Origin of the sequence: Bacillus sp. B1-WWTP-T-0.5-Post-4 (assembly GCF_009183795.1) — a bacterium.
Lineage (GTDB): Bacteria > Bacillota > Bacilli > Bacillales > Bacillaceae_G > Bacillus_A > Bacillus_A cereus.
In genome coordinates this window covers 522198-547238 of the sequence record NZ_WEIJ01000002.1, presented here as the reverse complement: position 1 = coordinate 547238, position 25041 = coordinate 522198, and the positions used below count along the sequence as shown (strand labels likewise).

Below are 25041 nucleotides of genomic sequence, written 5' to 3'. Positions count from 1 at the left end.
AAGAGAGGAAGATTTATAATGAAACAATCTTTATTCGGACGTGTACGCGATGCAATTTTAGCTGATTTTCATAACGTGTTAGATGAGAAGGAAAGAAAAAATCCAATTGCGATGTTAAACCAATATTTACGTGATAGTGAGCGTGAAATAACAAAAATTGAGAAGTTAATTGAGCGTCATAAAACATTAAAATCTAACTTTGCTCGTGAGCTTGAGCAAGCACGTTATTTCGTTAATAAAAGATCAAAGCAAGCTATCATTGCTCAAGAAGCAGGTGAATTACAATTGCACGAACGTGCGTTAGAAGAGGTAGCTTATTATGAAGGGCAAGTAACTCGATTAGAAGAAATGTATGCAGGTGTTGTAGAGCAAATTGATGAGTTAGAGCGTCGTCTTTCTGAAATGAAAAATAAATTAAAAGAAATGCACGCAAAGCGCATGGAACTAATGGCACGTGAAAATATGGCACATGCAAATCGTCGTATGAATACTGCGATGCATAAAATGGATGAAAATAATCCGTTCTTACGATTTGAAGAGATTGAAGATCATATTCGTGACTTAGAAACTCGTATGAATGAAGAGCATGAGCGTGACACGTTTGATATGAAAATTGCAAAACTTGAGCGTGAAATGAAAGAAAAGAATGATGTATCGTTAACGAAAGAGTTAACAAAATAATAGTAGTATATTATAAAACAGGCTTATGATATAGTGATAGGAGAAAAGGTGTTGGAAAGCAATGCCTTTTCTTCTATGTATATGTGACAAGAAGGGGGGAGCTGAAATGAAGAAACATTTTTCAAAGACACAATTAATGGGGATGCTCCTCATCATATTTGGATTCGGTCTTTTTCTTGATATGATACTTGGACATTTTGAACCAGGTGGTCTCATTTTTGCATTTATTATGCTTATGTTTGGAAGGCATTATCGTAAAAAGAATCGTTATGTACGGGGAAATGTATTTTTATTTGTTGGTGGTATCGTATTTTTATTTTTCTTATTTTCATCAGCAGCATTTGTTCTTGTCGTATTTGCTTGTTTAGCTTTAATTGGTTATCAATTGATTCAACAAGGGCATCAGCAAAAAGCAATGAAGGTTGAAATTAAAGAAAAAGGGATTATAGACGAAGAGAAGCAAATATATCGTACAGAAACATATTTGAAAAATATGTTTGTAGGCAATGTACGAATGATGGATCATATTTATGAACTTGAGGATATTAATGTTCAATATGGTGCTTGTGATGTGGAAATAGATTTAACAACTGCTATGATTCCAGAAGGGGAAACGGTAATTGTTATTCGGGGTGTCGTTGGTAATATTCGTTTATATGTGCCGTATGATATTGAACTTTCTTTAAATCATTCTGTTATTGTCGGACGTGTGCTCTTGCCAGGTCATGAAGAGACAGGGTTTAACCGCAATGTTACATTTAGAACAGAGCAGTATAAAGAGGCTCCTCGACGTATTAAAATTATTTCTTCGCTTGTCGTAGGCGACACGGAAGTGAGGAAAGTATAATGAAGAAACAAAAAAATATTTCGTGGATGTATATTCGTTATTCTATGTTGTCCTCTGTTAGTATCGCACTCATTTGTACAATTGTATATGTATGGAAAAGCGAGCAACAAGTGTATGATTTATTATGGAAGGAATCCATCGCTTCTGTTCCAATTGGCTTGTTTATTATGACTACAAGTTTACTTATCGGGGGAATTGTAGGATATGCAATCGGTTATTATATAGAGCAGCGTATACAAGGATTAAATACTTTTCTATTTGAAGTAGAGCGAGGGAATTTTCCGAGCGATGTTTCGTTTACTGCAGATGATGAATTTCATGAAGTGGAACGAAAAGTAATCGTTCTGGCTCGTCGATTAGAGGAGCAAGCTGGACTCTTTCAAAAAGTAACGAATGAACGAGCTCATTGGAATGAAGAGATGAGACAAGAAGCGATTTCTCAAGAAAGGCATCGTTTAGCAAGGGAGTTGCATGATTCAGTAAGTCAGCAGCTTTTCGCAATGTCGATGATGATGTCAGCGATTAATGAACAAATAACTGAATTTCCAGATGTGACAAAAAAACAATTGCAACTTGTTGAAAATATGGTTGTAAATGCTCAATCAGAAATGAGAGCATTGCTCCTTCATTTACGTCCTGTACAATTGGAAGGTAAGAAACTGACAGAAGGTATAGAGGAATTATTAACGGAATTATCGCGAAAACAACATATGAAAATTGAATGGCTTATTGAGCCAATAGAATTAAAAAAAGGTGTAGAAGATCATTTATTCCGTATTGTGCAAGAAGCGCTATCAAACACGTTGCGACACGCGAAGGCAAAGAAAACAGAAGTGCGCCTTCGAAAAATTGATCAATATGCGATTTTAAAAATCATTGATGACGGCGTTGGGTTTGAAGTAGGGGTTAATAAGGCTGGTTCATATGGCCTAAGATCGATGCAAGAGCGTGTTCATGAAATTGGTGGGACACTTAAGGTACTTAGTTTCCCGGCCAAAGGTACACAAATAGAAGTAAAAGTACCGATTATGATTGAGAGAGGGGGAGAAGTATGATAAAAGTATTGCTTGTCGATGATCATGAAATGGTTCGTATGGGTGTATCGGCATATTTATCGACACAGCCAGATATTGAAGTAGTAGGGGAAGCTGAGAATGGAAGAAAAGGATCAGAATTAGCATTGCAATTAAGGCCGGATATTATTTTAATGGACCTTGTTATGGATGAGATGGATGGTGTCGAAGCAACACGTGCTATTATTCAAGAATGGCCAGAAGCAAAAATTGTAGTTGTAACAAGCTTTTTAGATGACGAAAAATTGTATCCTGTTATTGAGGCTGGGGCGACCAGTTACTTATTAAAAACATCAAGAGCAAGTGATATTGCTGATGCTGTACGAGCTACTTATGATGGAGAAACAGTATTAGAGCCGAAAGTTACCGGGAAAATGATGTCCCGTATGCGTCAAAAGAAAGAGCAACCTTTGCATGATGATTTAACGGAAAGAGAGTTTGAGATTTTGTTATTAATTGCAGAGGGAAAAAGTAATCAAGAGATTGCGGACGAGTTATTTATTGCACTGAAAACGGTAAAGACACATGTGAGTAATATATTAAATAAATTGAATGTAAGTGACCGTACTCAGGCGGTTATTTATGCATTTAGGCATCAATTAACGAAGTGATAAAGTGAAACTTTAATCAGTGGGGAGGTTGTTCCTCTCCCACTGATTATCAGCCCTCACCAATCGGACTTTTACGGGCAGTTAATGCGGGATAAAGTAAAACTTTAATTGGCGGGGAATTCCTCGCTGATTATTGGCTCGATACAATATAGATTTGGCGTTAAAACAATTGAATGTTTTTATTGACGACAAATAATGTAAGCGTTATCATTGAGGTGTTAACAGTACATATAAAGGGGAGAATGTATATGTTAGTTCAAACTATATTCGGAATGGATAAGTCTAAAAAATTAGGGGATTATGTGAACGCATTACAAGCGCTTTGTGAACAATATAATGTTGAAACAGATAAAATTGCGATTATTGAGGCAACAGAGGAATACTATTTATTTTTAGTAAAGCAAGAAGAGCGCTATGATGTTGTCAAGGTAGAAACAGTTGATACGAATATTGAATATTATACGAAGGCTTATAAAATAAGCAGTTTTAATCATGCTGCGTATCAAATGTAAAAAAACTCCCTTTTGGGAGTTTTTTTAGGAGGCTTTTACTTCGTGAGATTCGGTTACTAATGGAACTTTTTTCGTACCGCTTAACTTAGCCATTGCAAGACCAATAAGACCTCCTACTAATGCTGGTATTAGCCAGCCGATTCCTTCATTATATAAAGGGATAAATTCAAAATATGGTGTGATAAATGAAACTGAAATACCACCTTGTTTTAATCCATCAAATACGCTCACTACAGCTGCTCCAATTAAAGCACCTACATAAACAGAGCGATATCCACCGAAGTATTTATGAAGTAATGATAGTAGTACGAGTACAATCGCAATTGGATACACAACAAGTAGAATTGGAACAGAGATTGCGATAATTTTCGTTAAACCTAAGTTGGCAACTAGTAATCCTAATGCGCAAATGATACTCGCGAACGTTTTGTATGAAAATGTAGTCAATAATGTTGAAAAATATTGGCTGCACGCAGATACGAGTCCAACGCATGTCGTTAAACAAGCGAGTGTAACGATAAGAGATAATAGGAGCAAACCGTATGGACCGAATAATTGTTGTACGATAACAGTAAGTAGCTGTCCGCCATTTTTTGCATATCCGAGCGAGACGCTAGTTGCCCCAAGCCAGCCGAGTGCACCGTATACAAGTACGAGCCCTGTAGCGGCAATAAGCCCTGCTTTTGCTGTGGCGATGGCAATGGACTTACGATCATTCACACCTTTAGAGCGAATTGCATTTACAACGATAATTCCGAATGCAAGTGCTGAAATAGTGTCCATTGTTAAGTAGCCTTCCATAAAGCCTTTGAAGATTGGAGAAGTTTGATACTCTTGCATTGCTGGTCCTGATTGCCCAAGTGGTGTAAATACACTTTTAACAAACAATAAGAAAATAGAGAGTAATAAAATAGGTGTTAATACATTTCCAATACGATCAACAAGTTTAGATGGATTCAAACTCAGCCAAAATACGATAGTAAAGAAGATGATTGTATATACAAATAGCACTAGGCTGCTAGAGCGGATTGTTTCTGGTAAGAAAGAACTAACACCCATTTCATAAGCGACATTTGCAACACGTGGGATGCCCATAGATGGACCGATAGCAATGTATACAATTACTGTAAAGAAAATTCCGAATAATGGATGAACATGACTTGCAAGTTGCTGCATTCCATTTCCAGATAGAGAAATTGCGATAACAGTTAGTAGTGGTAAGCCAACTCCTGTTAGTAAAAATCCAATCATTGCTGGCCAAAAGTTTTCACCTGCATTTTGGCCAAGCATGGGAGGGAAAATTAAATTACCTGCCCCAAAAAATAAAGAAAATAGCATAAGACCCGTGAAAAAAATATGTTTTTTTGATACAGTGTTCATTGTTTTTCCTCCTTTTTTAAATTCATTTGTAAGAACACAAAAAACTCGTCCCTAAAGAAAGGGACGAGTTATATTTACCCGCGATACCACCCTAATTTACACATGTAGAAATAAATCTATATGTATACGGCTTTGCAACGTACAACATGATACGTGTTCCTTGTAACGGGGGACGGCCGGTAAGAACTTACTGTAACATTCGGTTCTACTTCTCGGAGATGATTTTCGGTTACGCGCTGAACGTTGGCTTTCAGCAAATCGCCAACTCTCTGGGGAACAGTTCTATAACGTACTCGTTCTCGTCAATGAATTTTTATTCAAGTATTCTGACAGTATTGTTGCATGTTTTTTTTAGAAAGTCAATATGTTTTTTGAAAGATATATTTATATACGGAAATATCGAAAGTGATATTCGTTGTTGTAAAGGAAATGATGAATTGTAAAATGGGAGTGAAAATTTGCGGAGAATTGTAAAATTTATAGAGAAAGTTGATATTTATAAGAGTAAAGAAGGGATTGTTTGAATTTACAGAGAATAATACAACAATCCACTTGCTGGAAAGAACAAACCAAAAGAGGTGACTGAAATGCTTGCGATGGGAGTATTATTTGGCATTATTGCTATAATTGGTTTTATGTGGTTATATTATTCGCGTTCGTTTAAACAAGCAGAAGTTTTACTCTTTCAAAAAGGTAGTTTATTGACAAATCAGTCTAGATATTTAGTATGTCCGAAGTGTGGAAGTGCACAGGCCAGAAGTGGAGGATATCAAGAGTGTTGCAAAATTAGATTATGAAAGAAAGGAAGCCTCACATTATTTTGTGAGGCTTCCTTCCTTACAACTTCATGGCGCTCCAAATTGTCCATCGATCTCTTTCAATAATAGGAGAGACGTTTTGTAATGCGGTCTGTATATGTTGTAGAAGTTGAGAAAGTTCATCATCTGTTAACTCATATAGAATAGATCGACCTGTTCGAGGAGATAAATCTTGCAATAATGCTTCTACAGAATCATGTATTTTTCGTATTTCCCATTGTGTTTGTGTGGGAAGTACATGAAGAGAATGTTTTTGTAATTCTGTCTGTATAGTGTTGGTTTTTGGACGTCTTTTTGACTCTATTTCAATAAGTTTTGGAAATAGAGAGAAAAAATATCCGCGAATGTGTTCGGGACTTCCTGGAATTGTACAATCTTCAATTGTTCGATCTTGTAAAATAAGTACACCGTTTTTATTTAATATACGAGAAGCTTCACGTAAAAATGTAGGAATGTCTTGTAAATGATGAATAACTGCACGCGAAATAACTATGTCGAATGTTTCATTAGGGTATGGGATATTATGTGCATCACCGTGGATGAATGAAATGTTTGAAAAGTTGTTACAATTTTCTTTTGCAGCTTGTAATATTTCTTTTGAAAAATCAAGTCCCACAACATTATTGGCTCCCATAAGAGCGAGTTCTTTCGTATAAATCCCACCACCACAGCCGATATCAATTATTTGCTTGTTTTGTATTTCTGTAATGTTTTTTACCATTTCAGCCCAAGAAATATGAGCGTTTCTTGTTGCATATGTGTACTTATTATTTTCATCATGAAAATTAATGGACATGATAAAGACCTCCTTTCAATGATTAGTATAGCGTATTTAATAGGATGTCACGTTTTTGTTTTATGTATGAAGATTATAAGGATTTCTTATCGTAAGAGGAGGATTAATTTGAAAGGGAAATATGTATTGGTGTTGTTGTTTGTTATGTTACTAGCAGCTTGTGGTCAAGTTGAACCGAAAAAAGAAACAAAAAAAGTAGAAGAGACGGTGAATGAAGTGAAAGAAACAATAGGGGTAACCGTTATACAAAAAAAACATAAAGAGAAAAAGTTGCAGGAATCAGAAGCGAAGTTAGTAATAGACATTTTGAATAAAGCTGAGAAACAAGAAATAACAGGAAGCTTCGGTGAACCTGAATATGAAATACAAATTAGTAGAGATGGGAAAAAAGAAACTTATTATGCATGGTTAAGGGGAGAAGATAGACGAGGATGGGTGCAATATAAGAAAGCTATGTATATGTTGAATGAAAAAGATACGGAAAAGCTTTTGGATATATTTCCAAATGTCTCAGAACAAAAAGAAGATGAGATGCAGGTAAGCCCTTTAACGGAAGTAACAAAAAAAGATTTGCAGATTACCGCGTTTCATATTAAAACAGGCGATCAAAACGTGAATTATACGGTACGGTATACGATTTCACAATCACTATACAATAAGTTAGTGAAGGAGCAAGAATATTATTTGCAACTCAATTTTCCAGAAAAAGTTCAAAAATTAATTGGAGCAAAAGAGAGTGAAATGATTTTAGGTGAAAAAGTAAAGGAAGGGTATAAGCAATATGAATTACATGCTACTGTTCCGATAAAAAGCGCTTCAGAATCACAATTAAAATCATTAGAAACATATTACGAAAGTTATGATTTGAAAATATTAAACAGTGAAAAAGAAAAAATAGGTGTGTTTCAAAATATAATTCAGATTGTTAAAGATTATGGTGAAAAAATGAATTTTCAAAGATAAAGTGAGACTTTAATTAGCCCTTACGGATTGGAATGAATATAAACTCGTCAAATCTATATGACCTTTCCTAGGAAATGATAATAGAGAGGGGAAAGCACCCCTCTCTATTACTTTGCTTTTGTAGATGGCTCATTCATTGATTTTCGTGTAATAAGAAAAGAAATCATAAGAGCGGAAAGGATGACAAGGGCAATAAATACGTGATTGGGCAACAAATCTAATAATAATACGTAACTAACGGTATAAAAAATAAGAGTTGAAGCTAAAAACGATAGAGCACCTATTATAAGAGATTGTAAATTCATTTGTGTACACCTCCTTTTATTTATATTTTTGGCTGAAAATGGATTATATAAACATTATTTCTAACAATAGAAAAAAATATGTCATAATAGAGAAAAGAACAAGCTTTGATGAATGATATGATTCATTAATGAGAGATAAAGGAGAGGAATATGAAAAATAATAAAAAAGGATTATGGGGAATTATTGTTGCGATAGGTCTATTTTTACTGTCTAAGTTAAAGTGGGTATTTGCAATTTTTAAATTAGCAAAGTTTTCAACGGTATTTAGTATGTTTCTATCGCTTGGCGCATACGCAGTTCTATATGGTTGGAAATTTGGAGTGGCGCTCATTTATTTGTTGTTTGTTCATGAAATGGGCCATTTATGGGCTGCGAAAAGAAAGGGGATCCCAACATCGCCAGCAATCTTTATTCCATTTATGGGGGCCCTTATTGGAATGAAAGAGATGCCGAAAAATGCGAAAGATGAAGCTTACATTGCCTATATGGGTCCGCTTTTCGGACTTCTGTCATTTTTACCAGCGATACCGCTTTATATAATGACGAAAGAGCCATTTTGGGCGCTTGTTATTTTGCTTGGAAGTATGATTAATTTCTTTAATTTAATTCCCGTTTCGCCGCTAGATGGTGGGCGAATTATTTCAGTTGTCAGTACTAAAATTTGGGGAGCAGGCCTTATTTTATTACTTGGCTATTCAATTTACTTTAAAAGTATTTTGGGAGGATTTATTGTTATTATCGGTTGTATGGAGTTATATAGAGTAATAAAGAGAGATGAGCCGATTAAGGAATTAGGGCATAAAATTGATGGGATGAAAGAATATGTTACTAGGCTTGAAGAGGAATTAAAAGAAACGGGTGCTGTACATCGGACTATATACGTGATGCATCATGAGATGAATGCATTAAGACAAAGAGAACGGGAAAAAGAGTTACAAATAGGTGAACTTCAAAAAATGGAAGTGTTAGAGTATCTTTTACCGAAGTTCGAACCGTTAGATTATGTTCCATATGAAGATGAAAAAGATGAGTATACAATTCACATAAGGGAAGCATTTGAAGCGTCAGAAAGAAAATTAAATGAATGGAAAACAGAAAAGGAACAACAAGAAAACTATTATAAAGTGGATGCGAAAACGAAATGGACAGTATTTGCTTGTTATATCGGATTAATGGCTATACTCGGTTACACAGCTTATGAAGGATATATTGTTTTACAAGAACATTTGCCAACGAGAAATGTATAGAAAAATATTGTCGAAATGATAGGAAGAATTTATACAGGAATTATATTTCTGCGAGAGAAAGTTACAAGTATAGTCATACATTGTAATATTTTTAGTAGAGAAGGAGTTCTGTATATGAAGAAATTGTTAAGTGTATTCGGGATTATTATCGTGATGATCATTGCAAGCTATAGTCTTATGAAAGTGCTGTTACATTATGCGAATAAGCCTGCTGAGGTAAATACAATAGCTCAAATAGAAGATGTGCAAGAAGAGACAAAAGTGCTAAATTTTATTCGAATGACACATGAAAGCTATAATAATTTCTTAAATTACGGTAAAGCAGAGAATTATACAGACGGGGATTGGAATCAATTTAAGCAATGGTTTCAACAACAAGAATCATCGTTAAAAAATATACATACAGAAATAAAGAATGAAAAAATAAAACGCGATGTAAATAGAAGCTATGAAATTGTAAAAAAAGGTGTGGAACTTCAAAATATTGAGTATGTAGTGTATGCCCACCGTGTATATCATGACTTGGATATTATCGTAAATAAATATAGAGGTGAAACGAATATCTGGGGATATACGGAGTTTGGCGATGGGAAAGATATAAAAGTAATTGAACAAGCTATACAAACAAAATAATAAGCTAGCTAGAATTCTAGTTAGCTTATTTTCTTTTGTAAATATAATGTTCATATATTATTCACAAAAACACCGTGTTAATAGTGATTAAAATCACAATCTGCATTATAAGATTCAGTTAAACTAAAAACAGTTAAGGAAATAGAGGAGTGGGATACAATGTTAAGTGCAAAAACAATTGAAATCGTAAAGTCAACAGTACCATTATTACAAGAAAAAGGCGTTGAAATTACAACGAGATTTTATGAAATTTTATTTTCGGAACATCCGGAGTTATTGAATATTTTCAACCATACAAATCAGAAAAAGGGAAGACAACAACAAGCGTTAGCGAATGCTGTTTATGCAGCTGCAACGTACATTGATAATTTAGAAGCTATTATTCCAGTTGTAAAACAAATTGGTCATAAGCATAGAAGTTTAGGTATTAAAGCAGAGCATTATCCGATTGTAGGTACATGTTTACTACGTGCCATTAAAGAGGTCGCAGGTGCACCTGATGAAGTTTTAAATGCATGGGGAGAAGCATATGGTGTCATTGCTGATGCATTCATTAGCATTGAAGCAGAGATGTATGAAGAAGCTGCACATAAAGAAGGTGGATGGAAAGACTTCCGCAACTTTGTGATTGTAAAAAAAGTGAAGGAAAGCGATGTTATTACGTCATTTTATTTGAAACCTGAAGATGGAGGGAAAGTTTCTTCATTCATCCCAGGTCAATATGTAACGATTCAAATCAATATTGAAGGTGAGACATATACACATAATCGTCAATACAGTTTATCCGATGCTCCTGGGAAAGAATATTATCGTATTAGTGTAAAAAAAGAAAAAGGTGTAGATACACCAGACGGTAAAGTGTCTAATTACTTACATGAACATGTAAAAGAAGGAGATGTTTTACCAGTAAGTGCACCAGCGGGAGATTTCGTGTTAAATATGGATTCAACATTACCAGTTGTACTAATTAGTGGTGGAGTAGGGATTACACCGATGATGAGTATGTTAAATACGTTAATTGAACAAGATTCAAAACGTAATGTATATTTTGTTCATGCAGCAATAAATAGTAATACACATGCAATGAAAGAACACGTTAAGGCAGTAGAAAATGAATATGAACAAGTTAAAGCATATACTTGTTATTCTGCACCGACTGAAAAAGATTTAGAAATGAAGAACTTTGATAAAGAAGGTTTCATTGAAAGTGAATGGTTAAAAACTATTATTCCGACAACTGAAGCAGAGTTCTATTTCTGTGGTCCAGTAGCATTTATGAAGCATATAAATGCTGCACTAACTGATTTAAGTGTGAAACAAGAGCATATTCATTATGAATTTTTCGGCCCAGCAACAAGCTTACAATAAGCAAAAAAAACGAGGTATTTATTTTACCTCGTTTTTTATTTGTTCTCGTAATAAACGGTTTACTGTTTCACGGCGTATACCTATCAGTTGGCCAATTTCGGTTTGTGTTAATATTTCATATATAGGAATGTCACCTAAATATAGAGTGAACCATTCTTGTAAACGATGAAGACGTTCTTTCGGAGAGACGGTTGTCAATTGATCAATTCGTTGTTGCATCATTCTTAATTTAGATTGCAATTGCATAGCAATGTTAGCATACGATTCGGGATTTGCTTGAAGCCTCTCATACCATTCACTACTAGTGATCGGTTCCACTTCTGTTTTTATTAAAGCGATAGCTGTACCGTGATATTCTTTCGGTGAAATTAAAGAATGATGAGGTATCGTTTCACCTGGAACGATAATATTGAATAAAAATGGTGTTCCGTTTTCTTCTAGCCGAACTACTTTTAATAAGCCTGTTTTTATAAAGTATAAAGGACCGTCCTCGCCTTGACGGAATAGTACATCTCCTTTGTGTAGAATCAATGTTAGCCCCCCATTAATATGTTTCTATTTCTTCTATTTTAGCGTATATGTATATAGACAATATGCTATTTCAACAGCAATTTCATTGACGAAATGTATGCTATTACAGTAGTATACTATTTAGTGTGTAATAGTACTAGCAATGAATACGCTGTAGGGGGTTTAGTATATTGTTAGATGCGATGAGAATGACGGATATGAGAATTCCGGCGAATGCTATCATTCATGTAGAAGAGATGAAAGGTGGAGTCGTTTTATCCGTTGAAGTAGACGGCCAAATTATTTATACGATGGCTTATGATGAAGAAACAGATAGCTATGCTGAATTATATGATCGAAACGATAAGAGGGCGTGCCAAGTACATGAAGACTTCATGGGGTGGTCACTTCTTCATTAAAAAAGATGTCAATATGACATCTTTTTTTATTAAATCGATAGAATATACAAAGAAATGAAATATAAGGATAAAATTTGTAATAATTGATTTTGCATTGTTAGCACTCTGTAACTGCAAGTGAACTATTTTTTCGCTATCATAAAGATAACAGTCGCAGTTATAGGAGTGGTCAACTTGAAGAAAGTACATATTTCAAATTATATGTTATTATGTGTTTGTTTAATTTTATTTGTTCTCCTCGGAGGATTTTTATATTCATGTGTATAAGAAAAACGCATTCTAAAAAGAATACGTTATAAAAGGGAAATAATGATTAATCTAGTTCCAAGAATAATCAACGTAATACGTAATAAATTAATTACGGCGTTACCACTTAGTTTTGTATTAATGTAAGCCCCGATTTTTCCGCCAATCCATGCACCCGGAATCAGGATTAATGCATAAATCCAGCTGACATTTCCAAGTGAGATGTGAGTTGCAGAACTTACAATTGCTGATAGAAATACGATGAACATTGAAGTTGCTACTGCAATATGTGCTGGGAATGCAAAAAGAAGCATCATTGCTGGAACAAGTAAGGCACCGCCACCAATTCCAAATAATCCAGATATAAACCCAACTATAAAGGCGATAAAGATAGCAAGAAACGGTGGGAATTGGTAGTGTACAGTATTTCCATCATTATCTGTAAAAGAACGCTTAATTACAGACGTATTTGAGAGGGAAAGAGGTTTTAATTTGTCTCGAAGCATAAGTAGAATTGAGACGAATATAAGGAAAATCCCAAAGTATAAAGAAAATGTGTCTTGGTTTAAAAATTTATTTGCCCATGATCCGATAATACCACCAGGGCCGCTTCCGATAAATAAAATAAGTCCACTTTTATAATCTACTCGCTTATGCTTCATGTAAGTAAGGGTGGAAGATAGTCCTGTGAAAACGACTGTTACCATAGAAGTCCCTACTGCAAGTTGTGGTGATAAACTGTGTAATCCAATTAATAACGGAACAATAATAATTCCGCCTCCAAGCCCAACTAGGCTGCCGACTGTTCCGGCGATTAGTCCGATGAAAAGTAACATGATGTATTCCAAAATTGCCAACTCCTCTAAATAACTTATCCACCAATTATTATACACGCTTTTTAATGAGAAATAGGCTTGTTCACAAAAAAGTCGTCTTCCTAGAAAAATAAGGAAGACGACTTTTGATTAGAAAACAAAATGTAATAGGTAGTAAAACAGAGCAGCTAAAGAAGCTGAAATAGGAAGTGTAATAACCCATGTAATTAACATGCGTTTTGCAGTTCCCCATTTTACCCCTTTCACACGGTGAGAAGCACCAACCCCTAAAATAGAAGAAGAGATAACGTGCGTCGTACTAACCGGTAAGTGAATGAATGTTGCACCGAAAATAACAAGTGATGATGATAAATCGGCAGCTACACCATTTACAGGACGAATTTTCATAATTTGTCCACCGACAGTTTTAATAATTTTCCATCCGCCGACAGAAGTACCAAGCCCCATTGCGATAGCACAAGATAATTGTACCCAGAATGGGATATCGCTAGAAGTATGATAGTTATTAGCCATAAGAGCCATCGTAATGATTCCCATTGCTTTTTGTGCATCATTCGTACCGTGTGTGTAGGCTTGTAATGCTGCAGTGAAAATCTGGAATATACGGAAGTTCTTATTCGTTTTTGTTAAGTTAAAGTTTTTAAATACTACTTTAAAAATACTGTATACGGTATAACCAATAACGAAAGCGATAATCGGTGAAATGATTAAAGCTTCAATAATTTTAATAAATCCTTTAAGATTTAGCGAGCTAATCCCAGCGGCCGCAATTGCTGCACCTGCGATTGAGCCGATAATTGCATGCGAAGAACTACTTGGAATACCGTAGTACCAAGTAATTAAGTTCCAAGCTATTGCCGCAAGCAAAGCAGCTAAAATTACAAGAGAACCATTTTGTAAGGCGAATGGATCAACGATATCTTTTGTAATCGTTTTTGCTACACCTGTAAATGTCATTGCGCCTAAAAAGTTCATAATAGCCGCCATAATAATGGCATGTCTAGGCTTTAGAGCTTTCGTTGAAACAGCCGTTGCAATAGCGTTTGCTGTATCGTGAAATCCATTGATAAAGTCAAAAGCTAAAGCGCAAATGACTACTAAAACGGTCAGTATCAAGAGTGTATCCATGATCAAACTCCTTACGCGTTCTTCATAATAATTGTTTCTAATACGTTTGCAACGCTTTGACAGCTATCAGCTACTTCTTCAAGCTCTTCGTAAATCTCTTTAAATTGAATAATCTTAATCGGATCTTTTTCACGAGAGAATAAGTTCTTAATCGCATGACGGCGAATATCATCACACTGTGATTCATAATCCTTAATCTTAATCGCATTTGTACGAATGTCGACTAATTTTTTGTTAGACATTAATTCAACAGAGTTTGCAATCTCAATCGCACATTGATTAATTGCTTCTACGAATTTAATCATGTATTCATCTGCTTCTGTAATAGAATACATTTCGAACAGACCAGCACTGTGATCTAATCCGTCTAATACATCATCCATACTCATTGCAAGTTGTAGGATGTCCTCACGCTCAATCGGAGTGATAAACGCTTTGTTTAACTCCATAATGATTTCGTGAATAAATGAGTCACCTTTTGACTCATACTCTTTCATGCGCATAGAAAACTCTTTTAAATCGCTAGCATTTTTAATTTTATACTCCACGAAAAACTGCGCGCCTTCTTTTAAATTTTCGGAAACATTCATTAACATTTCAGAAAATTTATCTTTTTTTGATTTAAAGACCATTATTGTTACCCCCACAAAAGTAATATATGTAAAATATATTGGCTAATCAATTCTAACAAAAAACTGTCGTTTTTTAAAACATTTTATCGAAAAGTTTACAAAAACTTAACATAACTCTCGTTGTTCTATTAATAATATTAATATCCAATAGTGAATATCTTACTTGTAGAATGTCCTTTTCTTGCAAAAAGTATGAATGTAAAAGAAAAGCTTTACACTATAGGAATGACTACGTTATTATAATAAATTTAAAAGGCGGTATATTCTTCCTTTTAAAAAGAAGAGTGTAAATAAATGAAGGAAGTGAACGAATGAAATTGAAGAACACTCATTTTAAAAAAATGCTTGAGTGGTTCAATAAGAGGAAGAAACTTCGTAATTCATTAATTGTATTGGGAAGTGTATTCGTTACTCTATTTATTGCTGTAAATATAATAATTTCCATTCAAGACATATCTGAATTAAAACAAGCTGTTCCACAACCGACTTTAATTTATGATGCAAATAATGAGGTCGCAACTAAATTAGCTTCCTCGAAAACAGAAGGCGTTAAAAGAAAAGATATTCCTGATATTATGGTTCAGGCAATTGTTGCAGTAGAAGATAAGGAATTTTTTAACCATCATGGTATTTATTATAGTGGAATTATAAGTGCGGTTTTTAAAAATATTACAGCAGGAGAAGTTGTAGCAGGGGGAAGTACAATAACACAACAACTTGCGAAAAATGTATTTCTGACACAAGACCGCACATACTCCCGAAAAATAAAGGAATATTTTTTAACGAAAAAAATAGAGCGCACGTATACGAAAGATGAAATCATTGAAATGTATATGAACCAAATTTATTTTGGTGAAGGTGCTTGGGGTATAAAAAGGGCAGCTAAATCTTATTTTGATAAAGATGTAAAAGATTTAACAATTTCAGAAGCTGCAACGATTGCGGGCTTGATTAAAGCACCATCTGCGTATTCACCTTATAAAAACTTTAACAAGTCAATTGAAAGACGTAATGTCGTATTAAGTTTAATGAAAGAGCAAGGGTATATTTCTGACGAACAGTATAATAAAGAAAAAGAGAGCGGACTTGTGTTAAAACGTGGCGTTGATGATAAATATAAGGGAAAATACTCTCAATATGTAGACTATATTGTTAGAGAAGCGATGGAAAAGTACGAATTAACACAAAATGAAATTTTAGCGGGTGGTTATCGTATTTATACAGAGCTTGACCCGAAAAAACAACAGGCTGTAGAAGACGTTGTGAATAATGATAGTTATTTCAAAGATAGTGGCTCAAACCAACTTATGCAAACGGGTGTAGTTCTTATGAACCCCAAAACAGGTGGTGTACCAGCTCTAGTTGGAGGCAGAGGGCCGTATCAGTTTTTACAGTTTAACCATGCAACCCAATTAAAAAGACAACCTGGCTCAACGTTAAAGCCTTTGGCTGTATATGTACCAGCGTTAGAACAAGGATATGAAGTATACGATATATTAAAAGATGAACCATTTAACATTAAAGAATATAAACCACAAAATAGCGATCATACTTTTCACGGTGATGTGACAATGTATGAAGCTGTGGCAAAGTCGTACAATGTTTCAGCTGTGTGGCTATTAGAACAAATTGGATTAGATAAAGGATTGAAATCTTTAGAGCGATTTGGTATCCCATTAGTGCCAGAAGATCGTACGTATCCGATTGCTTTAGGCGGTATGCATGTGGGGACATCTCCATTTGTAATGGCTCAAGCATACAGTACATTTGCAAATGATGGAGTCCAAGTGGAAGCTCATGCAATTAGGGAGGTACAAAATGCTGAAGGTGAAACGCTTGGAAAGTGGTATAAGAAAGAGACACGAGTGACGAGCGAGAAAGTTTCTCAAAAGATGACATATTTATTAAAAGGTGTTGTCGAAAAGGGAACGGGCGAAAAGGCGAAAGTTAATAATGTTGATACGGCAGGTAAGACAGGAACTACTCAAATTGTAAATGGCCCGAGCACCGGTGCAAAGGATTCATGGTTTGTTGGATACACGCCAGATTTGGTAGGTGCGATTTGGGTAGGATATGATAAAACAGATAGCGATCATTATGTTCCGGGGGGTAGTCAAATTACGACGACAATGTTCCGGGATATTATGAAAAAAGCAAACGCAAATCCAGCTCAAAAAGCATTCCAGTTATCGCTCATATCTGAGGCTGATTATAAAAAACAATTGACTACAATAGAAGAGGAAAAACGAAGAAAAGAAGAAGAGAAGAGAAGGAAAGAAGAGGAACAACAACGAAAACAAGAGCAACAAGAGTGGCTTGATAAAGTGAAAGAATGGATTCCTTCATTTTGGTAAAAGAAAGAGGCGAATAAAAAAATTCGCCTCTTTTTTTGTATGAAAACAAAATAAAATTTTAATCGGTAGAGATTTTTGTCTATCTTAATTAGCTATTAATCCATATCCGTTGAGATACATGATATTACTCATTAAGTACAATATTCGTACTGCCAAAGGATTCGGAATCGTATGTGACGATTATTTTGCCTTTACTAATAGGTTCGTAAGGCAATTCTTCTTCGTACTTACCATTATTTTCATTGTGGATAGAAAGTGTAATTTCATCGATTTTTTTATTTGTATACTGATCTTTAATCGTTTCAGCGATTTGGAGTAACGCCTCGGAACTAGAAGCTTTCGTAATAAGCATTCCTTTTATAACTTTTTTTTCATTATTTGTTGCATTGGAATAAGGGATGTTGCTTTGTTTTGTATACAAAAGTTTGTATGGAACAGTTTTTCTCTCTGCTTTTGATATAGTGGAATATTTTAGAGTTAAAAAAAATCCTACACATAAAATAATGCATACCATAAGAGCAAACCAAATGCGTATTAGTGACATAACTCTCATTTTCATCCCTCTTTCATATCTTTGACTTCATTATTTATCATACAAAAAGAGGATTAAGATAGAGTAAATTTGAGGTAAAGAAACGTAAAGAAGGAGCACTTACCCTCCCAAATAAGTGCTCCTTTCTATATAAAGAGAGATTTAATAGTCAATCAAAAGCACATCTATTACTTATAAATGTGCTTAGTCCTCCCAAAATATTTTCGGAAATTGTGGTTAGTAAATTCGGAAGACAGATAGTGTCGCAGTTGTATCGCCCGCAGGTCCTTGTTGAGGCCCTTGAGCACCAGTAGTCCCCGTAGTTCCTCCGCCTAGGCAACCAGATCCATATTGAACTAGAATAGCTTGACCAAGAGTTTGAAGAAGTCTAACAAATTCTGTAAGTTCTGACTTAGGGATGTTAATATGGCTACATGCTCTTACTTCGCAACAATCATTACCATAAAATACTTTTCCTTTATTTTTATTGTTCATCTTTTCATTCTTTTCTTTCATAGAATCATTAGTCATTACTATATATTAAAATGAAATTTATACTAAATTCGTGATGGACAAACTACCATTTCTAAAAAAATAAGAAATTGGCCCACCTAGAAAGAAATAAGTAAGATATAGAGAAAGGTTTATATAATGTAAAGAAGAAAAGTGCAACATAAAAAACTACATGCTAATTGTTGGGAGTGTTTAACAATTGGCATGTAGTTCGTGGATTAGTCCTTTATTTACATTGATTTAATTTTTCAAGGGTTGTTTTAGGTAAGATTGGAATAGAAATAGTGAAAGTTGTACCGTTTGAAGCACTAGTCATTTTGAGCGTGCCGTTATGATTTTGGATGATTTTTTTTGTTACTGACAAGCCTAGTCCTGTTCCCGAATCCTTCGTTGAGAAGAATGGATCAAAGATATATTCTTGAATAGCTGGAGGAATACCAATTCCATTATCTGTGAAAGTAATCCGAACGAAGTTATCAAGGCGATAACTAGTAATTTGAATAGAAAGAGGTTTGTCGCCTTGAGCATCGACGGCATTTTGAAATAGATTTAAAAACACTTGAACAAGTTCATGTCGATCAATATTGACTAAAATATCATCTAATTCATTAGAGAAGTTATAATCAATTGAAATATTATGCAAGGAAACTTCACTAACTAGTAACTGTTGAATATAGTCACGTAAAAATGTATTAATGGGAAACGGTTCTCTTGTAAATTCCCGTGTTTTTGAAATGGCTAAAAATTTTGTAATAATATTATTTGCACGATCTAATTCAGGGATAAGCAAATTTTTAAATAACTCTTTATTTGATGGAGAAACGCTTTCTTGTAAAAATTGTAAGTATCCTCGTACTGTTGTAAGAGGATTTCGTACTTCGTGTGCAATTCCAGCTGCGATTCGCCCTGCTAACGAAAACTTCTCTGCATCACGTTCTGTATTTAAATAATGAAAGACACTAATAACTCTAAAAATCTCCCCGTTATAATCACGAATAATTCGGTTATTTATAATGCCATAGTTTTTGTCTAAAACTTCTTCATTATATATTTCTGTTCCCGTTTTTAATGTTTCAATCGCTTTAATTTTTTCTTCCGGCAAGTTTAGTAATTGTTGAATCGGTTTTCCGATAATATCATTTCGTATTACACCGAAATCATCTGCAGCAACTTGATTACATAAAGTAATATTCCCTTTATTATCGACAAAGGTTACATGATGTGAAAAGGCATCAAAAATATGTACAAAGTGTTTTTCGAGTTGTTCAAATAAAAATAATGAATCACAAGTAAGTTGAAAATGAGCCTCTTTATTCTCTTTTGGTATTTCTTGAATGGAATGGGTTGTTCTAGTTTTCTTTATTCGTAAACCAATATGTGGATTTTTGTATGTGAAATGATGTGGTAATTGATTCACAAGTTCTTCATAAAAACGTACTTTATTTTCTAGTTCTTCAATTCGTTTTTCATGAGATACAGTAGCATCGTTTGGAAGCATAAATAAATAACCCCTCATTTTAAAAATTCTTCCATATAGTATATCATATTTTTATAAGGATACTCTTAAAGAAAAGGCTACATGATGCAAAGTGTTTGGAAAGTGAATAGAAGATGAAGTTAAAAAGGGAGGGGTATATGTGCTGTTTATTGGAGTGACAGGATGGGGAGATCATGATTCTTTATACATAAATCCCTATGAAAATAGAAATAAATTACGAACATACAGCGAGTATTTTCCTATAGTAGAAGTGGATAGCTCATTTTATGCGATGCAACCTGCACGAAACTATACAAAATGGGCAATGGAAACACCGAAAGATTTTTCTTTTATCGTAAAAGCATATCAAGGAATGACAGGACATATGAAAGGTGAAATTCCTTTTTCTACGTTCGATGAGATGTTTGATGTATATAAACAATCTATTCTTCCTTTAATTGAAGCTGGTAAATTAAAAACGATTTTATTTCAATATCCACCATGGTTTGATTGTAAAAAGAAAAATGTAGATTTTCTCCGATATACAAAAGAAAAAATGGAAGGTTTGCCGTGTGCGATAGAATTTCGAAATCAAACATGGTTTTATCCAAAAATGAGAGATAAGACGTTACAGTTCCTAGAGCTGGAGAAATGGATTCATACAATTTGTGATGAGCCACAGGCAGGGATGGGTTCAGTACCGCTTGTATTAGAAGTAACGAATGCAGAGATGGTGTTAATACGTTTTCATGGCCGGAATGTTCATGGCTGGCTTGATAAAGGGGAAAATTGGAGAGCGGTGCGTTGCTTATATCGCTACAACAATAAAGAATTAGAAGAATGGGTAGAAAGACTAGAACAATTAAAAAAGAAGACAAAGGACATATACGTACTATTTAACAATAATTCGGGCGGCGATGCAGCAGATAATGCGAAACAGCTTATGAAAATGATGAACATTACATATGGTGAGCCGAAGCCGGAGCAATTAAATTTTTTTGAATGATAATAAACAAGAAAGGCACTGTACAAACAGGGGGAATGTACAGTGCCTTTCTATATGAAAAAGAGGGGTAACAATGTTACTGAGCGTTTGGTTGATTCATCAATTGTTGGCTTCATAATAAATGATAATGGTTATCATTATCATTGTCAATGGTTTTTCTAAAAATATATAAAAAACTTTGTATATTTTAAATAGAGATAAAAAAAGAACAGCATTAATGCTGTTCTTTTCCGTTGACGAATTGTTGTAAATCAAAAGGAGTTATCGCCTGGATAAATTCTTTTGAGATAAGTGTTTGAACGAGAGTGCTCTCAGAGATAGAAGCACCTGTTTTCTTTTCATAAGCTTGTTTTAATAAATCAAGTTTTTCAGCCGTTTCTTTTGGTAATTCAATTGTAAGTGTGTTCATAATTTCTCCCCCTTATTATTAGAGTACCACTACAGTATAGGAGAGACAAGAAAAGAGAATATGAAATATAAAAAAGGTTACCAAATTTTCAAATGGTAACCTTTTTTATGTATAAGAGTTATTAAGCAATACCGATATACTTTAAAGTTTTTGATGGAGTACTGTGATCAAAGAAGTGTTGTAAAAATGCGATATCAACACCTGATTTGTATGCACAATAACCCCAAGTTTTTCGAAGTGTATGTGAGCTAATCCCTTCTAATCCAACTTCTTTTGCAGCTTTGTTTAAAATGTACCATGCATGTTGTCTCGTAATAGATTTTGTTCCTTTTTGAGATTTTAACAATGGTTCATTACGTTTCCAAGTTTTACGTTCTTTCATGTAGTCTTCGATTGCGTGCTGTAAGTCTTCATTTACAGCAAACCATTTATGTTTCTTCACTTTTTCATTGTAAAATAAAATGGAATGGCGAACATTTTCATTTTCATCGATTACATCACTAACTTTTAATTGTAAGATTTCACTTACTTTTAAGCCAGAATTTACAGCTAATACGAATAATAAGCCATCACGTTTCGAAGATTGTAAAAGTATATTTTTGATAGTTTCTAATTGTTTTTCATTTTGAATAGGTTGTCCTGCTTGTTTCATTTCACGCACTCTCCTCTTTTATATGTGTAAAGGAAAGGATTAACTTGTTTCTTACTATAAAGGGAGAGTGTGAATTTCATGTGAACTCCTAGTGAAATTAAGACAAATTATTTGACTTCTTTTACTTTTTGTAAATTGAAATAGAATACAACACTGTTAGTCGTATTATACACACCATACTCGGCATGATGGAGGTCTAAAATGTTTTTTACAATAGATAATCCGAGACCGGTACCTCCAGTGTGACGGCTACGCGATGCATCTAGACGATAGAAGCGATCCCAAATTTTTTCAAGACTTTCTTCAGGGATAGGGTTTCCTGTATTCTCGATTTCGACTTTTACGGTATCTTCTGCTTCTATAATGGAGACTTGTATTTTTTCTCCCTCTGGCGTATAACGGATTGCATTACTTAGTAAGTTCACAACTACTTGCTCAATGCGACTGCGATTTGCTTTAACAAGTATAGAAGAGTCTGCATCGATGTTCACTTGTAAATGTTTTTCTTCCATGCTAAATAATAATTTTGTGTAGACTTGTTGCGTTAATTCACCGATTGAGAACGTCGTCATATCTAGTTTGTAAGTACCAGATTCCAACTTTGCTAATTCTAACATTTCAACAATCAGCCTGTTCATATTTTCTGTTTCTTCTAAAATAACATCAGTATAATACGAAGTATCCTTACTAACACCATCTTTAATTCCTTCTGCAAAACTTCTAATTACACTTAGCGGTGTTTTTAATTCGTGTGATACGCCAGAAATGAATTCTTTTCTTGTTTTTTCTAATTGACGTTCACGTTCAATATCTTGTTGTAACTTTGTATTAGCAACATTTAATCGATCGATTCGATCTTTTAAATTTACAGATAATGTATTGATACTGCCAGAAAGCCCGCCAATTTCATCGTCAGCTGTAACAGGTAATTTCTCGCTGAAATCAAAATTAGCCATTTTTTTTGTAACACGATTTATTTTAATTAATGGCTTAACAATGATTTTTGAGTAGTAGAAGGATAACAAAATAATTACGAGAAACACGATGATTAAGGCATAGACATAATAATCTTTTAAAACGAGCATCGCTTCATTAACAGGCTGCAAAGATGCTATCGCAAAAGCGTATTCTGTAATCCTTCCATTTTCTATAATCGGTTTTACAAAGATACTATTTTTTATATTTTCTCCGCCATCTAATATGAAAGTACTTAATTGGTTCGAGTTAGAAGTTCCCTCTCTAATCATATCTGCAAAATATTGAACGGCTTGTAATGTTTCAATATCATTTGCAAGACGAACCTCCGCTTTGGATGGGAGCTGTAACTTAGTTATAACACCTGTAAAGACAATTCGAGTTGTAGATTTGTATCGGCTTGCAAGTCTGTTCTTAGAAGGGTTACCATTAATTGACTGAAAATCCGAATAGAAATGTTCGTTCTGCCATTGATTATAATTCGTTCCTAATTTTTGTGGTGTGATTATATTATTCTCTTGTACGACTCCATCAACATTGATTATTACATCTTTTTTTAAACCTAAATTTTCGAATTTATTATATTCTTCTGGTGTTAAAAGATTATTAAGTGGAATGGAATACTGTTTATTATTGTTGGGATTAAATACATCGATATAGTAATTGTTATCACTTTTAATAATACCGTTAGAATCCAAAAACTGCATATCGGCATTTGTTTTATCATGAAATTCTTGTTTTAATTTTCTAACCTGCTCATAACTTTTATCACTTTTATCATAATTATCTACGAATTTTTCAAAAGCAGTTTGGACTGTTTTTACTTTCTTATTAATATAAAATTTCTCTAAAAATAGAGATTGTCCTAGGAAAAAAAGTAGGAATATGATTGTAAATAAAGTGGATGTTAATAAAAATAGTTTAAAGACGATACTTCTGTTTTTCACTGCGTCACCTCTTATGAGAAATACTGTAAATGATTTCTTTATCCCGCTTTAACGGGCAATAAGACTCCCACTTCAAAATTCGGCGAATACAAGGGAGTTAGGCGGGAGATCAATTGCCCGTAAAATCCGATTGGTTCAACTAATAATCAATGGGGGATGGAAAAAACCTCCACTGATTAAAGTTTCACTTCATTATAACAAACGTTACAAGAAAGTAGAGGGGAGAAATCTGTCTCTTTATAAAGTAGTTATTTATAAAAAGTCACATAAAAAGAACTCGCCAGACGTATGACAAGTTCTTTAGTGTATTATTGTTGAATTGCTGCATCTAAAGCGATTTCAATCATTTCGTTAAATGTAGTTTGACGCTCTTCAGATGTTGTTTCTTCGCCAGTGAAGATGTGATCGCTAACTGTTAATACAGATAATGCATTTACACCGTATTTCGCTGCTAATGTGTAAAGAGCAGTTGTTTCCATTTCTACTGCTAATACACCGTAATCTCCAAGTTTTTTAACCATGTCCATGCTTTCACGATAAAACACATCTGCTGTTAAAACGTTACCGACACGAACGTGTAATCCTTTTTCAGTTCCAGCATCATAAGCTTTCTTTAAAAGGTCAAAGTTTGCAGCTGGTGCAAAATCAAATCCTGGGAATGTTAAACGGTTCATATTAGAATCAGTACAAGCCGTCATTGCGATAATAACATCACGAACTTTTACATCTTTTTGAATTGCACCGCAAGTTCCAACGCGAATTAAATTTTTAACTCCGTAGCTTTGGATTAATTCGTTTACATAAATAGAAATAGAAGGAACACCCATACCTGTACCTTGAACAGATACACGTTTTCCTTTATAAGTTCCAGTGAAACCTAACATACCACGCACATTATTATAGCAAGTAACGTCCTCTAGAAATGTTTCAGCGATATATTTTGCACGTAATGGATCACCAGGTAATAGAATAGATTCAGCGATTTCGCCTTGTTTTGCTTCGATATGTACACTCATAAAAAAGTCCTCCTTATAATGTATTGATAGAAATCAATATCATTTGCATTATACACTACGAATCCTTTCAATTAAAATCTTTTTATTATTTGTAATATGTACAAAATAGGAGGATTTCATAAATCATAATCTAGAATATATATCTTAAGAAGTT

General features: G+C 34.2%; 27 protein-coding genes and 1 other annotated feature. Of the genes, 13 read left to right on the top strand and 14 right to left on the bottom strand.

Annotated features, from left to right (window positions below; all coding sequences use genetic code 11):
* Window positions 1-18 precede the first annotated feature (18 nt).
* From GBN91_RS08440 to GBN91_RS08420, 5 genes are all read left to right on the top strand, one after another.
* Complete coding sequence (locus GBN91_RS08440; protein ID WP_000814127.1) at window positions 19-681, top strand: PspA/IM30 family protein; 663 nt, start codon at window positions 19-21, stop codon at window positions 679-681.
* A gap of 106 nt (window positions 682-787) precedes the next feature.
* Window positions 788-1528, top strand: a complete 741-nt coding sequence (gene liaF / locus GBN91_RS08435; protein ID WP_000716095.1) for a cell wall-active antibiotics response protein LiaF — start codon at window positions 788-790, stop codon at window positions 1526-1528.
* Window positions 1528-2583 carry a sensor histidine kinase gene (locus GBN91_RS08430; RefSeq protein ID WP_000744326.1) on the top strand — a complete coding sequence of 352 codons (1056 nt, stop codon included), beginning with the start codon at window positions 1528-1530 and terminating at the stop codon, window positions 2581-2583. Before liaF ends, GBN91_RS08430 begins: the two co-directional genes overlap by 1 nt.
* Window positions 2580-3212, top strand: a complete 633-nt coding sequence (locus GBN91_RS08425) for a response regulator (RefSeq protein ID WP_000598707.1) — start codon at window positions 2580-2582, stop codon at window positions 3210-3212. The genes GBN91_RS08430 and GBN91_RS08425 overlap by 4 nt, the downstream gene beginning before the upstream one ends.
* A 173-nt stretch (window positions 3213-3385) precedes the next feature.
* Window positions 3386-3724 (top strand): DUF3922 domain-containing protein, encoded by a 339-nt coding sequence (locus GBN91_RS08420; RefSeq protein WP_002025529.1) that lies wholly within the window; start codon window positions 3386-3388, stop codon window positions 3722-3724.
* A gap of 24 nt (window positions 3725-3748) precedes the next feature.
* Here the strand turns inward: GBN91_RS08420 and brnQ3 are convergent, their stop codons facing one another.
* Window positions 3749-5104, bottom strand: coding sequence for a branched-chain amino acid transport system II carrier protein BrnQ3 (brnQ3, locus tag GBN91_RS08415; RefSeq protein ID WP_016122166.1), 1356 nt, complete (start codon window positions 5102-5104; stop codon window positions 3749-3751).
* A 56-nt stretch (window positions 5105-5160) separates the two neighbouring features.
* Window positions 5161-5419: a binding site (T-box leader), on the bottom strand.
* Between the two features lie 272 nt (window positions 5420-5691).
* Here brnQ3 and GBN91_RS08410 point away from each other — a divergent pair.
* On the top strand, window positions 5692-5901 hold the full coding sequence (locus GBN91_RS08410) for a hypothetical protein (protein WP_000880630.1): 210 nt from the start codon (window positions 5692-5694) through the stop codon (window positions 5899-5901).
* 40 nt (window positions 5902-5941) lie between these two features.
* Here the strand turns inward: GBN91_RS08410 and GBN91_RS08405 are convergent, their stop codons facing one another.
* Window positions 5942-6718: a class I SAM-dependent methyltransferase gene (locus tag GBN91_RS08405; RefSeq protein WP_000026285.1), complete on the bottom strand. Its 777-nt coding sequence runs from the start codon at window positions 6716-6718 to the stop codon at window positions 5942-5944.
* 108 nt (window positions 6719-6826) lie between these two features.
* Here GBN91_RS08405 and GBN91_RS08400 point away from each other — a divergent pair, with 108 nt between their 5' ends.
* On the top strand, window positions 6827-7681 hold the full coding sequence (locus GBN91_RS08400; RefSeq protein WP_152121383.1) for a YhfM domain-containing protein: 855 nt from the start codon (window positions 6827-6829) through the stop codon (window positions 7679-7681).
* A gap of 107 nt (window positions 7682-7788) precedes the next feature.
* Here the strand turns inward: GBN91_RS08400 and GBN91_RS08395 are convergent, their stop codons facing one another.
* The gene (locus GBN91_RS08395) at window positions 7789-7986 is read right to left on the bottom strand and encodes a hypothetical protein (RefSeq protein ID WP_001053357.1); all 198 of its coding nucleotides are present in this window, start codon (window positions 7984-7986) and stop codon (window positions 7789-7791) included.
* 150 nt (window positions 7987-8136) lie between these two features.
* Here GBN91_RS08395 and GBN91_RS08390 point away from each other — a divergent pair, with 150 nt between their 5' ends.
* The 3 genes from GBN91_RS08390 (at window position 8137) to hmpA (ending at window position 11235) form a co-directional block, all read left to right on the top strand.
* Complete coding sequence (locus GBN91_RS08390; RefSeq protein WP_000794491.1) at window positions 8137-9234, top strand: site-2 protease family protein; 1098 nt, start codon at window positions 8137-8139, stop codon at window positions 9232-9234.
* A gap of 114 nt (window positions 9235-9348) precedes the next feature.
* A complete protein-coding gene (locus GBN91_RS08385; protein WP_000735526.1) occupies window positions 9349-9867 on the top strand; it encodes a hypothetical protein in 519 nt (172 codons plus the stop codon).
* 159 nt (window positions 9868-10026) lie between these two features.
* Window positions 10027-11235, top strand: a complete 1209-nt coding sequence (gene hmpA / locus GBN91_RS08380) for an NO-inducible flavohemoprotein (protein ID WP_006915513.1) — start codon at window positions 10027-10029, stop codon at window positions 11233-11235.
* A gap of 18 nt (window positions 11236-11253) precedes the next feature.
* Here the strand turns inward: hmpA and GBN91_RS08375 are convergent, their stop codons facing one another.
* Window positions 11254-11766, bottom strand: coding sequence for a Crp/Fnr family transcriptional regulator (locus GBN91_RS08375; RefSeq protein ID WP_000600589.1), 513 nt, complete (start codon window positions 11764-11766; stop codon window positions 11254-11256).
* A 170-nt stretch (window positions 11767-11936) separates the two neighbouring features.
* Here GBN91_RS08375 and GBN91_RS08370 point away from each other — a divergent pair, with 170 nt between their 5' ends.
* A complete protein-coding gene (locus GBN91_RS08370) occupies window positions 11937-12164 on the top strand; it encodes a hypothetical protein (RefSeq protein ID WP_000883009.1) in 228 nt (75 codons plus the stop codon).
* 293 nt (window positions 12165-12457) lie between these two features.
* Here GBN91_RS08370 and GBN91_RS08365 read toward each other — a convergent pair whose 3' ends face one another.
* The 3 genes from GBN91_RS08365 to GBN91_RS08355 form a co-directional block, all read right to left on the bottom strand.
* On the bottom strand, window positions 12458-13258 hold the full coding sequence (locus GBN91_RS08365) for a sulfite exporter TauE/SafE family protein (RefSeq protein WP_000455762.1): 801 nt from the start codon (window positions 13256-13258) through the stop codon (window positions 12458-12460).
* A gap of 117 nt (window positions 13259-13375) precedes the next feature.
* The gene (locus tag GBN91_RS08360) at window positions 13376-14374 is read right to left on the bottom strand and encodes an inorganic phosphate transporter (RefSeq protein WP_000380273.1); all 999 of its coding nucleotides are present in this window, start codon (window positions 14372-14374) and stop codon (window positions 13376-13378) included.
* Window positions 14375-14385: 11 nt separating this feature from the next.
* Window positions 14386-15006 (bottom strand): DUF47 domain-containing protein, encoded by a 621-nt coding sequence (locus tag GBN91_RS08355; RefSeq protein ID WP_000231449.1) that lies wholly within the window; start codon window positions 15004-15006, stop codon window positions 14386-14388.
* Window positions 15007-15317: 311 nt separating this feature from the next.
* On the opposite strand from GBN91_RS08355, the gene GBN91_RS08350 reads away from it, so the two are divergent.
* Window positions 15318-17360, top strand: a complete 2043-nt coding sequence (locus GBN91_RS08350) for a transglycosylase domain-containing protein (RefSeq protein WP_152121382.1) — start codon at window positions 15318-15320, stop codon at window positions 17358-17360.
* Window positions 17361-17484: 124 nt separating this feature from the next.
* Here the strand turns inward: GBN91_RS08350 and GBN91_RS08345 are convergent, their stop codons facing one another.
* The 3 genes from GBN91_RS08345 to GBN91_RS08335 form a co-directional block, all read right to left on the bottom strand.
* Entirely contained in the window at window positions 17485-17913 is a 429-nt protein-coding gene (locus GBN91_RS08345) for a hypothetical protein (protein ID WP_001265568.1), read from the bottom strand.
* 216 nt (window positions 17914-18129) lie between these two features.
* Window positions 18130-18408: a hypothetical protein gene (locus tag GBN91_RS08340; RefSeq protein WP_002182597.1), complete on the bottom strand. Its 279-nt coding sequence runs from the start codon at window positions 18406-18408 to the stop codon at window positions 18130-18132.
* 223 nt (window positions 18409-18631) lie between these two features.
* Window positions 18632-19903, bottom strand: coding sequence for an ATP-binding protein (locus GBN91_RS08335; RefSeq protein WP_086385527.1), 1272 nt, complete (start codon window positions 19901-19903; stop codon window positions 18632-18634).
* Window positions 19904-20042: 139 nt separating this feature from the next.
* Between GBN91_RS08335 and GBN91_RS08330 the strand changes: the two genes are divergently transcribed.
* Window positions 20043-20888, top strand: a complete 846-nt coding sequence (locus tag GBN91_RS08330; RefSeq protein ID WP_006924471.1) for a DUF72 domain-containing protein — start codon at window positions 20043-20045, stop codon at window positions 20886-20888.
* Between the two features lie 214 nt (window positions 20889-21102).
* Here GBN91_RS08330 and GBN91_RS08325 read toward each other — a convergent pair whose 3' ends face one another.
* The 4 genes from GBN91_RS08325 to deoD all read right to left on the bottom strand — a co-directional run bounded on the left by GBN91_RS08325 (window position 21103) and on the right by deoD (window position 24887).
* Window positions 21103-21297: a DUF3924 domain-containing protein gene (locus GBN91_RS08325; RefSeq protein ID WP_001094860.1), complete on the bottom strand. Its 195-nt coding sequence runs from the start codon at window positions 21295-21297 to the stop codon at window positions 21103-21105.
* 121 nt (window positions 21298-21418) lie between these two features.
* Window positions 21419-21949 (bottom strand): tyrosine-type recombinase/integrase, encoded by a 531-nt coding sequence (locus GBN91_RS08320; RefSeq protein ID WP_000806236.1) that lies wholly within the window; start codon window positions 21947-21949, stop codon window positions 21419-21421.
* 107 nt (window positions 21950-22056) lie between these two features.
* Window positions 22057-23871 (bottom strand): sensor histidine kinase, encoded by a 1815-nt coding sequence (locus GBN91_RS08315; RefSeq protein ID WP_000797518.1) that lies wholly within the window; start codon window positions 23869-23871, stop codon window positions 22057-22059.
* 308 nt (window positions 23872-24179) lie between these two features.
* A complete protein-coding gene (gene deoD / locus GBN91_RS08305; RefSeq protein WP_000110707.1) occupies window positions 24180-24887 on the bottom strand; it encodes a purine-nucleoside phosphorylase in 708 nt (235 codons plus the stop codon).
* Window positions 24888-25041: the final 154 nt, after the last annotated feature.